We start from the raw sequence: 12,507 nt of genomic DNA on the forward strand, positions 1-12,507 counted from the left end.
GACAGACGATCAGGATTTCACAGAATCCTTGTCTTTGCTTTCGGAAGAAACCGATGCAGAGGTCGTGTTTTCGATGGTCTTGGCCGAAGCGGCAGCATCTTCTTCTTTTTCGTTAATGCCCGCTTTGAAGCTCTTGATTCCTTTGCCCATGTCACCCATCACCTTCGGCAGTTTACCTGCGCCAAAGATGATCAGGACAATCGCAAGAATCAGAACGATTTGCCAAACGCCAATACCCATAACTTCAATCTCCAAAAATCCATTCTGCCTTCCGGCGACATGCCCGGATAATGGCAGAAAGCCCCCCACTGTGCAATGCGACGGTTGGTTAATAGACCGGCACTACAAAACACCTGTTGATCTTTCCTGATTTGGCAGTCTTTCCCTATTTCGCAAGCCGGGAAAGTTTGCCGCGTCAGGACATAGGAAACACGAAGGTCATCTCGGGATCAAGCGTTATAGCGACAGATTTCTGATTTAATGAAGAAAATCGCCGTGGCACACGCGCATGTATATGTACCCCAGACTCAAGGGTAAGATGCATCAGATTGACCTCACCCAGAACACGTACTGCATCGACATTTGCCATGATGTCGTGGCCATTAACGGCCTCACCGATATGAAGGCCCTCGGGACGGATCAATACATCGACTTCCGTGCCGTCTTCGTAACCGCAATCCGTGATCTCACCGACCGGGGTTGAAATGGCGCCATTCGCAACCTTTGACGGGAACCGGTTCACTTCGCCAAAGAACGAGGCCACAAAACGGTTGTCCGGTTTGAAATAAAGGGCCTCGGGCGTACCATCTTGCATGATCTGCCCTTCATTCATGATGATGATCCGGTCCGCCATATACATGGCTTCCTGCGGATCATGGGTCACCATGACAGTGGCAATACCGGCATTTTTCAAAACATGAAGCGTGGTATCGCGCAAATCTGCACGGCGCGCGACATCAAGACCGGAAAACGGCTCATCAAGCAACATAATGCGTGGTGTCGGCGCCAATGCGCGCGCCAATGCAATACGCTGCTGCTGACCACCCGAAAGCTCATGCGGGTAAGCCGCGATATAATCGGCCATTCCGACTTGAGCTAATGCCTTTTTGATTGCAGCCGTTCGGTCCGCCTCGTTCATATGACGCAGGCCAAAACCGATATTCTTGGCGACATTCAGATGCGGAAACAGGGCGTAGTCCTGAAACACCATGCCAACGCCTCGCTTTTCCGGCTCGACATAATCACCCGGACGCGCAACCACTTGATCACTGACCGAAATTTCACCGACTTGAAGTTTCTCAAGCCCCGCGGCCAGCCGAAGTGCTGTGGTCTTACCGCATCCTGATGGCCCCAACAAACACACCAGTTCTCCTGGTGCGACATCGAAACTGATATCGCGTAACACACGGTTATCACCGAACATGTGCGATACATTCGACATCTTAAGGCCGTCGGTCATCAGTGAACTCTTTTAACTACAGTGAACGCGCACCCAAAGGTGCAAATGATTTGCGAAATCTTTCGTGAAACTTAAGGTCGCAGAGCGTGCGATGCAAGAAGATGGATCAATTCAAATCCTTGTTATCTTCTTCTTCCCCGTAACCCGCACCAAAGTCAGGCACCTCATCATCGAGAAAATCCGATGTGGGTGCTGGCTGTGGCGCAACCTCATGCTCATCAAGCAGGTTGGGATTATCCGAATAGATTGTTTCATCTAATTCTTCGAGATTACGGGTGGTAAGTGCCTCTTCAACAACTGCGTCGGTAACATCGCCATCATCGACCAGGTCAGGCAACGCATCATCATCGGAACTTGCACCATAGCGGCCCATACCCGGGCGGCTATCAAGAAGCCCTGCGGCCTTCAAATCGGCAAGCCCCGGAAGGTCATCACGGTTCTCAAGGCCGAAGTGATCAAGGAAATCATCGGTCGTCGCCCACAGAACCGGCCGCCCTGGAACACGCTTACGGCCGCGAGGACGGATCCATTTTGCTTCAAGCAGAATATCAAGCGTCCCCTTGGACAGCGCAACGCCACGGATTTCCTCAATCTCGGATCGGGTTACCGGTTCGTGATAAGCAATGATCGCAAGGGTTTCCAACGTCGCCTTGGTCATTTTCTTGGCTTTTTCGACCTCAATATGAAGATCACCGGCCAAATCGACTGCGGTTCTAAATGCCCATTTTTCACCAACACGGTTCAGGTTGATGCCACGTGACGCATAGGTTTCCGAAATCGCATTCAGGATTGCCGAAATATCGGTCCCTTCGGGCAGACGGGCGGCAATAACGCGCTCGCTAACCGGTTCGGCTGATGCGAAAAGAACGGCCTCAACAATGCGGACATGCTGAAAATCGATCTGCGGTCCGGCATCTACGCCTTCGATTTCAAGCTGTGCGTCTTTGCTCATATCTTACCCCTGCCCCAACCTATTCCTTATTCCAATCTGCAAATGCATCATCACGGCGCGGCAAGTCCCCCTCGCGCGGCTTTTGTGGTGATCTCAGCATGATCGGTCCAAATGTTTCTTCTTGTGAGATTTCAAGTTCACCATCACGGCACATCTCAAGGCTTGCGACGAAATGTGCGGCCAATGCGGAACGCGCTTTAAGCGGTGACCCAAGGCCGCGTGGCATAAATTCAAGCAACTTTGTCCAGGTGGGAACAACGCGCCGGCCAAAAAGATCGCGCAAACGCTGGATTGCATCATCCATCGCATAAAGATCAAACGCCTCAATCTCAAGCGTTTTGCTTTCCGAGGTCAGCATGATCTGCGCATAGGATTTCAATAGATCATAAAGCGACGCATCATAGACCGATGCGGTCGTTACGCGTACTTCTTCCGGATCCCCACGACCAAAGAAATCGCGGCCAAGGTTTGGTCGTTCAAGCAGCTTTTCACCAGCAGCCTTCATTGCCTCAAGGCGTTTAAGCTGGAAGGCAAGAAGCTCGGCCATTTCTTCGGCGCTAAGCTCTTCCTCGTCGCTTTCCTGTTTTGGCAGTAACAGGCGCGATTTCAGATAAGCAAGCCAGGCCGCCATCACCAGATAGTCTGCCGCCAGTTCAAGGCGCAAGCCCTGTGCCGTATTGATAAATTCAAGATATTGCTCTGCCAGATCAAGGATCGAAATCTTGATGATATCGACCTTCTGATCACGGGCGAGCTCAAGCAGAACATCAAGCGGGCCTTCAAACCCGTCCAGATCAAGGATCAACCGTTCGGCAAGGCTCGGCCCTTCATCATCGACAGGTTTCTTGTCGAAGACGTCATCGGGAATTTCCAATTCGAACTGGTCTGCCATTTATCCCCAAATGTCCATAGCTTCCCCGGGCCATTTCGGCGATCAGGCGAAGATATCCGCCAAAAGCCGGACCAATGCATTGGCAGGTTCAAGTACCAACCATTGGAAGATCGGCAGATCAATTCCAAGCTTTGTCGTGACATAAGGCAGCAAAAAGACCAAGCCGATCAAAATGATCATGCCGGTTTTTTCCATACGCGCCAAGACCCGTGCTATGGGCATCGGTGAAATCGCCGTCAAAACCCGCCCGCCATCAAGCGGCGGGATTGGCAACATGTTAAACACCGCCAGAATGCAGTTCAGCCAGATCGACTGATTAAGCATGGTGGCAAGCCATTCATTCACTTCCGGCGAAAAGCTTGGAAGCCACACCAGCAAAAGGATCGATGCAATGGCAAGCGCGATATTCGTGGCTGGCCCGGCAATCGCAACACCAATGATGCCCAATCGTTGCGGCTGCAGGCGATGGAACGCCACTGGAACCGGCTTGGCATAGCCAAACAGGAACGGTGCTGCTGTCACCAACAACAGGCCCGGGATCAAGATCGTTCCGACCGGATCAATATGACGGATCGGGTTCAGGCTAAGGCGCCCCAAACGCTGAGCGGTATCATCCCCAAACAGTTTGGCGGCAAAGCCATGTGCGGCTTCATGAAGTGTCACGGCAAACAGCACCGGGATCACCCACGTGGATGCCGAAATGATCAGTTCGATGACGTCATTCACGCGTTGTCGTCCCCTGACTTCCAAACAGGTGACAGAAGCTCTGCCAGACGAATGCGCCAATCCGCCAGCTGGCTAGAAGACGGCGTTTCTGACTTAAAGCCGGCGATCTGGTTGGTAAAGACCTGTGCGCGTTGCAAAGCTGATCCGGTCAGCAACGGCGCCATGGAAACAACTTCTTCCATTTCCGTGCGTTTGCCATTGCAATGAAGCGCAACGTCACAACCGGCACGAAGACATTCATGGGTGCGGCTACCAATTGATCCGCCTAATGCCTCCATCGACAGATCATCACTGATCAAAAGGTTTTCAAAGCCAATTTCATCACGGATCACGTCATTAATGACCGTGGGTGAGACCGTTCCCGGTCGTTGGTCGTCGATCGCAGTGAACAGAAGATGTGCGGACATGGCCGCCAAAACATCTTTCATCTGCCCAAACGGCGCGAAGTCGAGTTTGGCGAGGTCTTCACGGCTTGCAGTAACGACCGGCAGGTCCTTATGACTATCCACCGATGCGCGACCATGGCCAGGAATATGCTTAATCACCGGCGCAATTCCACCATCAAGCAAACCCGCGGCGACTGCACTGGCCAACATCACAATGGTTGCGACATCTGCCCCATATGACCGATCACCAATCACGTTGCTCATGCCCGGAAAACGAAGATCCAAGACCGGCGCACAGGTGGTGTTAAACCCGGCATCTCGCAAATCCATCGCCATCAGACGTGCATTGATATAAGCCGCTTCGCGCGCATCTTCGGGATTGCGGGAAAACAGCTCACCAAACACGCCCGCAGCCGGAATTTTGCGCCAGTGTGGCGGTTTCAGACGCATGACTCGGCCACCTTCCTGATCGACAAAGATCGGAACGTTGCTGTTAGCGACAACTTCACGCAGCGAATTGTTTAGAGCACGAACCTGTTCACGGTTTTCGACATTGCGCGCAAACAGAATGAAACCGTACGGGTCGGCTTCACGAAAGAAGCCCTTTTCCCAGTTGCTCAACTCCGTTCCGCTAATACCCAGAACACAGGCGCGCGGTTTCTTGACTTCAAGGCCGGACAATGAGGCACCCCACATTGCGTTGTTTCAGGTCAGCACACAGCTTTTCTGCCGCAGCAGCATCAGCCAACGGCCCTGCCTGCACGCGATAGAAGACGCCTTTATCGGTGACGTCAGTGCGCTGTACGAACATCTGAAGACTACCAAGCAAGTCTTTGTTTTTCGACGATAATCTTTTCCATTCAGCTGACGCACCGCTTTCTTCGCGGACAGACGCCAACTGAATACGGAAATCCCCCGTGGAAACCGGAGCACTGCTGGTCGACGTCGTTGCTGCGGGTGCAACAGGTTTTGCTTCCTGAGCACGCTTTTCAGCTGCGGCAACCGCTTTTTGCGCATCTGTCAGCGCGGGCTCTGCAATTTCCGGGGCTTTGACAGCAACATCAGCAGTCGAAGTTTCCGGCGCAACTTCAGCAGCGGGTTCAGCTTGTGCCACCGGCGCAGCCTCAGGTGCTGTTTCAGGAGCCTTTGGCGTCGCAACAACTTCCGGTGCACGCGGCATGTCGGGAAGTTCCTGCAACACCACATTGGCGTCCGGATCAACGTCGTTTAGCTGGTCATAAACCGTCGTGTCACGGTGCGGAACTTCCATTCCGCCCGGATCTTCCGGACGGATTTTGATCGGGGATGGATCAGGAAGAAGGATGGGCAGTTTGCCATCATCCTGAATGGGCTGGCCCTGATTATAAAACCAGTAGCCTGCCCCACCAAGGCCGCCAATCACAACGGCGACGCCGAAGAACACGGTAACAACACCCTTGACCATGCTTTTGCGTGCTGGCGGTTCCGCCTGATAGTGATCTGCACGCTGCGCATGAAGGCCTTGGCCGTGTTCTTCGTTCATATCTTACATCTCCTCGACAGGCTTGACGCCCAACACCTCAAGACCCGATGCAATCACGGTTGCAACAGCACGGATCATTGCAAGACGCGCCAGAGTCGCGGCCAGATCATCAGCAACGATGAAGCGCAGTGCGGTGTTGTCACGGCCCTTGTTCCACAATGCATGGAATTCTGCGGCAATTTCTGTCAGGAAAAAGGCAATGCGATGCGGCTCATGCGCGGTCGCCGCCTGCTCAACAATACGCGGCCATTCTGCCATACGACGCACCAGAAGTTTTTCTTCTTCCGTGCCCAACTGCGACAGATCAGCACCAGCCAAAGTAGCTTTCGAGAAGTCCTGCCCCGGGAACGCTTCTGCTGCCTGACGGAAGACAGAATTCACACGTGCATGCGCATACTGAACATAGAAGACAGGGTTGTCTTTTGACTGTTCGGTGACCTTGGCAAAGTCGAACTCAAGTGCGGCGTCGTTTTTGCGGGTCAGCATGATGAAGCGCACAACGTCCTTGCCGACGCGCTCGACAACGTCACGCAAGGTCACGAAGGTGCCCGCACGTTTCGACATTTTGACCGGCTCGCCATTATCAAACAGGCTGACCAGCTGGCACAGTTTGACGTCAAGGTCGCCCTCGCCGCCTGTGATTGCCTTGGTCGCAGCTTTCATGCGTTTGACGTAACCACCATGGTCGGCACCAAAGATGTCGATCATCAGGTTAAAGCCGCGCTCATACTTGTCATAGTGATAAGCAATATCGGACGCGAAATAGGTCCAGCTGCCATCCGACTTTTTCAGCGGACGGTCAACATCGTCACCAAAATCGGTTGCACGGAACAAGGTCTGCGGGCGCGGCTCCCAGTCATCGGGCTTTTTGCCTTTTGGCGGTTCAAGCACACCAACATAGATATCGCCTTTTTTCTCAAGATGCTCGAACGCTTCCTGAACCTTACCAGCTTTGACAAGGCCATCTTCAGAAGTGAACACGTCATGAGAAACGCCAAGAAGACGAAGGTCTTCCTTGATCAGCGCCATCATCTCGACAATGGCGAACGCACGGAATTCTTCCAGCCATTCTTCCTCGGCTGCGCTCTGCCACTTATTACCATCGCGCTCGGCCAGTTTCTTGCCCGGCTCGACCAGATAGTCACCCGGATAAAGACCTTGCGGGATCTCGCCAATGTCTTCGCCAAGTGCTTCGCGATAACGCATGTGAAGCGAACGGGCCAACACATCAACCTGCGCGCCGGCATCATTCGTGTAATATTCTTTGGTTACGGCGTAACCGGCTTTCGCCAACAGATTGGCCAGAACATCACCAACAACAGCACCACGGCAGTGGCCAACATGCATCGGTCCGGTCGGGTTGGCCGAGACATATTCAACGTTAATCTTTTCACCTTTGCCAAGGTCGCTTTGACCATAGGCGGTGCCAACTTCAAGCACCTTGGTGATCTGTGAAAGCCAGAACTGGTCAGCCATACGCAAATTGATAAAGCCAGGACCCGCAATTTCAACGGTTTCGATGTGATCGATCAGACGCAGTTTTTCAGCCAGTTTCTCTGCAAGGTCGCGTGGCTTCATGCCAGCAGCCTTGGACAGCAACATCGCGGCATTGGTGGCGGCATCCCCATGCGATGCGTCACGTGGCGGTTCCACGGTGATACGCGCAGTGTCGCTTCCCTCAGGAAGAACACCGTCTTTTTCAAGGGCGAGAATTTGGTTCTCAATGTCGCTTTTCAACAGGCTGAAAACATTCATGACTTTGAACTTTGCATTTCTTTGGTTTTGGCCCCTTGGACCTTTTGACTGGGGCTTGTTTTGAGCCATTTCGGTTCAAAACGCAAGTCACCCTTGATTAGACTGATTACAGGTTTTGACATTTCAGCCATGCGCGCTAAATAGTGACTTAAATACTGCGTTCTGACCGTGCTATCATTGGCATCAAGGATCGTAACTTTTCCTGCCTGTCTTTATTCTGGCAGGTTGGAGATCAAGGAGTGTTGAATGACCGAAGCTTCACGGCAAGTTCAAATGACTGAAAGTGCTGCGAAACGCATTCAGGAACTGATCGCAAGCGAAGGCGCTGCGAACACCATGCTGCGTTTGCAGGTTTCTGGCGGCGGCTGCAGTGGTTTTCAGTATGAATTCTCGCTGGACTCAGACACCACGGACGAAGATCAGATCTTTGAAAATCACGGTGCGAAAATGGTGATTGACGAAGTATCGCTTGATCTTTTGGGTGGTGCAGAAATTGACTTTGTACGCGAAATGGTGGGATCCGCCTTCCGCGTCAACAATCCGAATGCCACCTCTTCATGTGGTTGCGGATCAAGTTTCTCGATTTGATCCTGATCGGAAAACCGATTTATAAAACGGGGTTCGTTAATTGCGAACCCCGTTTTGTTTGACCGACACGCACTGACACACCCAAGAATCGAGGCCCGAATGAAAATCGCCACATGGAACGTCAACTCGATCAAGGCGCGCCTGCCCAACATCCTTGAATGGTTGCAGGAAGGCAAACCAGACGTCGTCCTGCTGCAGGAAACCAAAACGGTTGATGACGCCTTTCCGGCGATGGAAATCGAAGACCTTGGCTATAACATCGCAATCCACGGCCAGAAGACCTATAACGGCGTTGCCATCCTGTCGAAATTCCCGATCGAGGATGTTGAACGCGGTCTTCCGGGCAATGACGAAGATGAACAGGCACGTTACATCGAAGCAACAATTTGCTCTCCCAATCCGGTACGTGTGGCGTCAATCTATGTTCCGATGGGTACCGCTGTTGGCGATGAGAAGTTCTATTACAAACTGAACTTCCTAGATCGCCTGATCAAACGGTTTGAGAAAATCCACGCAAGTGGCGAAGCAGCGGTGATGGGTGGTGATTACAACATCGCGCCGGATGATTTAGATGTTTACGATCCAGCCAAACTGCATGAAACCGTTTTGTGTTCGACAATTGAACGCAAACGCCTGCGGACCATGATGAATATTGGTTATACCGACGCGTTCCGCACCTTTAACCCCAAAGGCCATCAATATAGCTGGTGGGATTATCGCGCTGGTGCCTGGAACAAGGACAATGGTCTTCGCATCGACCATCTGTTGCTAACACCTGCCGCTGCTGACCGCCTGAGCGCATCAGACATTGATCGCGATCCGCGTGGCAAGGAAAAGGCATCTGATCACACACCGGTCTGGTGCATGATCGACGATTGATCAGACCGTGCACGGAATGACAAAGGGGCAGCACTGATCAGGTGCTGCCCCTTTCTGTTTCAAATCGCTTTTCGTGATTATTCAGCAGCCTGCTGCAAACCACCACGGTAAGCGACGATATCTTCAATGCTGATGACAACCATGTCATGTGCCTTGGCATATTCGATCAGCTCAGGCAGACGCGCCATGGTGCCATCCGGATTGGTAACTTCGCACAGAACGCCAGCTGGCTTGAAGCCTGCGAGACGCATCAGATCAACCGTACCTTCGGTGTGACCGCGACGTTCCAACACGCCACCCGCACGGGCACGCAGCGGGAAAATATGCCCCGGACGCGCCAAATCAGATGGTTTTGCACCATCGGCAATGGCTGTTTTCACAGTGGTCACACGGTCCGCAGCCGAAACACCCGTCGTTACACCGACTTTTGCTTCGATGGAAACGGTGAAACCGGTCCCCATGCTTGACGTGTTGTTCGCGACCATTGGCGGTAGATCAAGATCCTTGGCCATTTCATCGGTGACACAAAGGCAAACGATACCGCTGCAATCGCGGATCAGCATCGCCATCTGTTCATTGGTCAGTTTCTCTGCGGAAAAGATCAGATCGCCTTCATTTTCGCGATCTTCATCATCAACAACCAGAACACCTTTACCGTCGCGCAAATCAGCCAGCGCACGTTCCATACGTGCGTGCGGATCGCCAAAAATCGACAGATCGGATTGTAGTTCAATACTCTGATTCATAACCGTCCTCTTCGGATGGGGCTTACGAACCAGGGCAACAAAGAAAGGCCCGCCTTGCGTCTAAACGGACACAATGCGGTCGTAGGCAGACGACGTACCAGCCCCGCAAACGCGATCCCGCTACATCCGTCACGCTTTATCCTCTCCCATCCGGACTATTACCGTCGGCCCCGGAATTTCACCGGATCTGCTGACCCCATCGATCTTGCGATCTTTGGGCGCTCGCGGGCTTCCCAGAAATCTGGATTACCGCCGGTCGGGATTTACACCCTGCCCTGAGAATAAGCGCCGTATTTCAACGACAAATACCAATCACTATTGATTAGCCCGCGCACTTTAGAAAAGCACTACGCCATTGTCAAACACGTTAAAACCCTTAGGAAGTTTTGGTTTAAGTTTCGGCCAGAAGTTTGCCGGTTCGGAAATGGAATTCACAGCCATTTCTGCGCGCTTCACGCGGCGCCCATTGGCACACGGCGCAGCGCTTGTCTGCTGAACGGCGCTTGGATGTGCATTCCCGATGCAGGTAAGAACCAAGCATTGCATCAATGTAGCTACCCTGGAAGACATCAACGCCGAGACTGCGCCCCATACGCAATGCGGTTCGACTGTCACAACGTGTCAGGATCAAGCTATGATCAACAAACAGATTTGCGAATTCTCGCAGTCGGTCTGCGACCTCGGCCCGGCGTGATCCAATGATGTTCTGATCCCAAATCACCTTGATGAAATCGACATTCATCTTACGCGGTGACAAGAACTGCAAGGCGGGCAAGGTGATCCTGTCCAATCCGACTTTAATTCCGACCGAATTTAAAAACTCGCAGGCGTCTTCAAATTCCCACCAATTTGCGATCGCGTTTTCCATCGAAAACTCAATCGCCATATCGGCAATCAATTTACCGTCCATGTGGTTGATGAAGTCGCTAAAGCTCTCGCTCAGGACGGTTTGCACCTGCATGTTCAGATGAAGCTTATCTGGCAGAAGTGCCGGTGCCAGCGACTTGGTGACATCCATCAGCTTTTCATCAAGCACACGAGACAGAATCTCGATCTCGCCCGGCCCTTCCAGAAGGAAACTGGCAAGGTGGTTCTGACGGAGATAATCCAGTGAACAATAAATCTCGTGGCCTAGGATTTCCCGACGGCTGTCATCAAAGCAAACAAGGGCCTGACGGCGACAAGAATCGAAAACGGCATCCGTTGTGATCGCACCACGCAACATGTCGGCCATGTTGAAGCGTTCATTCTCGCCCGCCTCAAGCCGATCTGCCAGATCAATACCGAATAGCTTGCCAAGTCGTTCCTGATCGGCCGGCCACTGGAACCGGTTCCACAGGTTGGTCGGGATTCGCCCAAGTCCCTGGCGATCGATTACGTCATCAAGGATGTCGTGGATATGCTCAACAAAGGTTGAGTCGTCATTATCCCACTTTCCACCCCGAACAAAGGCAACCATGCCGTTTTCAAGGCGATGGACCTGGGTATTGTCCGGCAAATTATGAAACGCATCACGACTGATCGCCTGATAATCTTCCACGCCCAAACGAAGATCAGCCGGGATATTGAGAATGCCCAAATACGGCACCTTCCCGTTCGCAGCATGTTTGCGCAGGCTTTCGATAAAGCGATTAATCGTAAGAGCTGGTTTGGCAGAGTGGGCAGTCATAAGCAGTCCTGTGACAGGTCAGTCCGCCGATCATGCCGATGACACGTTAATTTACCCCTAAAGGCCTATACCGTCGCATAGCGAAGTTTCAACGGTTCGCGCCAGTTCGGTGAAGAATGTTCTTGCTGGCACACCAATCACGTAGCCATCAGCGCGGTCTACAACCCGAAGGCCCTGAAGCGCATTGGCGGTAAAAAGCGCATCAAATTCACGCAACTGATCCGGCGTCTTGGGTTCGGTATCGACCTCAATCTCTTTGTCTTCGGCCCAATCAAGGACGAAGTCACGGGCCAACCCACACAGGATACCGGTTTCTTCGTCAGGCGTCCAAAGGGTGTCGCCCTTGATCCCGAATATGTTGGCAACGGTGGTTTCAGCAACAAAACCGTCAGCCGACAAAATGATCGCATCCTCTGCGCCATACTTGTTTGCTTCCTGCTTCGCCGCGATATTGTCGAGGTAGTTGATGCTTTTAATACCGCCAGCAACAGAGTTGCCATTGCGGCGGATCTTTTGGGAGGTTGCCAGTTTAAAGCCAACATTGGGATCGACCGGATCAAACGGTGAAACCGTGATCAAAATGGTTGGATCGGGATCAGCTGGCGGCAACAAGCCGCGCTCACCAGAGCCACGCGAAACGGTCAAGCGAACAACGGCATCCTTGCGGTGTACCTGTTCAAACAGTTTCTGCACGATCTCGGCAACGTCTTCGGGGCTTGGCAACAGGTCAGTCGGAAATTCGATGCTTTCCGCATGGAAATCAAGGCGTTCCATGTGTGCGTCGAGCCAGGCAACCTTTCCTTCATGCGCCCGCATGGTTTCAAAGAAACCATCGCCCAGCAGAAACCCGCGATCCGTAATGGAAACCGTTGCTTCTGCAGCTGGAAGAAAGCGACCATTCAACCAAACGTCCATCACCGGTCCCTTCGAGCT

13 protein-coding genes and 1 riboswitch are annotated in these 12,507 nt (G+C 52.6%); of the genes, 2 read left to right on the top strand and 11 right to left on the bottom strand.

Annotated features, from left to right (window positions below; all coding sequences use genetic code 11):
* Positions 1-9 precede the first annotated feature (9 nt).
* From tatA to argS, 8 genes are all read right to left on the bottom strand, one after another.
* Positions 10-240 carry a twin-arginine translocase TatA/TatE family subunit gene (tatA, locus tag ACMZ66_RS17485; RefSeq protein ID WP_068519123.1) on the bottom strand — a complete coding sequence of 77 codons (231 nt, stop codon included), beginning with the start codon at positions 238-240 and terminating at the stop codon, positions 10-12.
* A 175-nt stretch (positions 241-415) separates the two neighbouring features.
* Positions 416-1,459, bottom strand: coding sequence for an ABC transporter ATP-binding protein (locus ACMZ66_RS17490; RefSeq protein WP_416939104.1), 1,044 nt, complete (start codon positions 1,457-1,459; stop codon positions 416-418).
* Between the two features lie 106 nt (positions 1,460-1,565).
* Positions 1,566-2,411, bottom strand: a complete 846-nt coding sequence (gene scpB, locus ACMZ66_RS17495; protein ID WP_416939105.1) for an SMC-Scp complex subunit ScpB — start codon at positions 2,409-2,411, stop codon at positions 1,566-1,568.
* 19 nt (positions 2,412-2,430) lie between these two features.
* Positions 2,431-3,303: a segregation and condensation protein A gene (locus tag ACMZ66_RS17500; RefSeq protein ID WP_416939107.1), complete on the bottom strand. Its 873-nt coding sequence runs from the start codon at positions 3,301-3,303 to the stop codon at positions 2,431-2,433.
* A gap of 42 nt (positions 3,304-3,345) precedes the next feature.
* Positions 3,346-4,029, bottom strand: a complete 684-nt coding sequence (locus tag ACMZ66_RS17505) for a site-2 protease family protein (protein ID WP_416939108.1) — start codon at positions 4,027-4,029, stop codon at positions 3,346-3,348.
* Entirely contained in the window at positions 4,026-5,096 is a 1,071-nt protein-coding gene (nagZ, locus tag ACMZ66_RS17510) for a beta-N-acetylhexosaminidase (RefSeq protein ID WP_416939110.1), read from the bottom strand. Before nagZ ends, ACMZ66_RS17505 begins: the two co-directional genes overlap by 4 nt.
* Entirely contained in the window at positions 5,083-5,937 is an 855-nt protein-coding gene (locus tag ACMZ66_RS17515; protein WP_416939112.1) for an SPOR domain-containing protein, read from the bottom strand. The genes nagZ and ACMZ66_RS17515 overlap by 14 nt, the downstream gene beginning before the upstream one ends.
* A gap of 3 nt (positions 5,938-5,940) precedes the next feature.
* A complete protein-coding gene (gene argS / locus ACMZ66_RS17520; protein ID WP_416939114.1) occupies positions 5,941-7,692 on the bottom strand; it encodes an arginine--tRNA ligase in 1,752 nt (583 codons plus the stop codon).
* Positions 7,693-7,938: 246 nt separating this feature from the next.
* Between argS and erpA the strand changes: the two genes are divergently transcribed.
* On the top strand, positions 7,939-8,280 hold the full coding sequence (gene erpA, locus ACMZ66_RS17525; protein WP_416939115.1) for an iron-sulfur cluster insertion protein ErpA: 342 nt from the start codon (positions 7,939-7,941) through the stop codon (positions 8,278-8,280).
* Between the two features lie 99 nt (positions 8,281-8,379).
* Positions 8,380-9,159 (top strand): exodeoxyribonuclease III, encoded by a 780-nt coding sequence (gene xth, locus ACMZ66_RS17530; RefSeq protein WP_416939117.1) that lies wholly within the window; start codon positions 8,380-8,382, stop codon positions 9,157-9,159.
* A gap of 77 nt (positions 9,160-9,236) precedes the next feature.
* Here xth and ribB read toward each other — a convergent pair whose 3' ends face one another.
* The 3 genes from ribB to ACMZ66_RS17545 form a co-directional block, all read right to left on the bottom strand.
* Positions 9,237-9,905, bottom strand: coding sequence for a 3,4-dihydroxy-2-butanone-4-phosphate synthase (gene ribB, locus ACMZ66_RS17535; protein WP_416939119.1), 669 nt, complete (start codon positions 9,903-9,905; stop codon positions 9,237-9,239).
* A 134-nt stretch (positions 9,906-10,039) separates the two neighbouring features.
* Positions 10,040-10,192, bottom strand: a riboswitch (FMN riboswitch).
* 104 nt (positions 10,193-10,296) lie between these two features.
* Positions 10,297-11,574, bottom strand: a complete 1,278-nt coding sequence (locus ACMZ66_RS17540; RefSeq protein WP_416939121.1) for a hypothetical protein — start codon at positions 11,572-11,574, stop codon at positions 10,297-10,299.
* Positions 11,575-11,631: 57 nt separating this feature from the next.
* Complete coding sequence (locus ACMZ66_RS17545; protein WP_416939123.1) at positions 11,632-12,489, bottom strand: aminotransferase class IV; 858 nt, start codon at positions 12,487-12,489, stop codon at positions 11,632-11,634.
* Positions 12,490-12,507 lie beyond the last annotated feature (18 nt).

It is taken from the genome of Thalassospira sp. (assembly GCF_048059015.1).
Lineage (GTDB): Bacteria > Pseudomonadota > Alphaproteobacteria > Rhodospirillales > Thalassospiraceae > Thalassospira.

Coding starts and splice junctions, on each gene's coding strand:
- tatA (WP_068519123.1), bottom strand. CDS start 240: ATGGGTATTGGCGTTTGGCAAATCGTTCTGATTCTTGCGATTGTCCTG.
- ACMZ66_RS17490 (WP_416939104.1), bottom strand. CDS start 1,459: ATGACCGACGGCCTTAAGATGTCGAATGTATCGCACATGTTCGGTGAT.
- scpB (WP_416939105.1), bottom strand. CDS start 2,411: ATGAGCAAAGACGCACAGCTTGAAATCGAAGGCGTAGATGCCGGACCG.
- ACMZ66_RS17500 (WP_416939107.1), bottom strand. CDS start 3,303: ATGGCAGACCAGTTCGAATTGGAAATTCCCGATGACGTCTTCGACAAG.
- ACMZ66_RS17515 (WP_416939112.1), bottom strand. CDS start 5,937: ATGAACGAAGAACACGGCCAAGGCCTTCATGCGCAGCGTGCAGATCAC.
- argS (WP_416939114.1), bottom strand. CDS start 7,692: ATGAATGTTTTCAGCCTGTTGAAAAGCGACATTGAGAACCAAATTCTC.
- erpA (WP_416939115.1), top strand. CDS start 7,939: ATGACCGAAGCTTCACGGCAAGTTCAAATGACTGAAAGTGCTGCGAAA.
- xth (WP_416939117.1), top strand. CDS start 8,380: ATGAAAATCGCCACATGGAACGTCAACTCGATCAAGGCGCGCCTGCCC.
- ribB (WP_416939119.1), bottom strand. CDS start 9,905: ATGAATCAGAGTATTGAACTACAATCCGATCTGTCGATTTTTGGCGAT.
- ACMZ66_RS17540 (WP_416939121.1), bottom strand. CDS start 11,574: ATGACTGCCCACTCTGCCAAACCAGCTCTTACGATTAATCGCTTTATC.
- ACMZ66_RS17545 (WP_416939123.1), bottom strand. CDS start 12,489: ATGGACGTTTGGTTGAATGGTCGCTTTCTTCCAGCTGCAGAAGCAACG.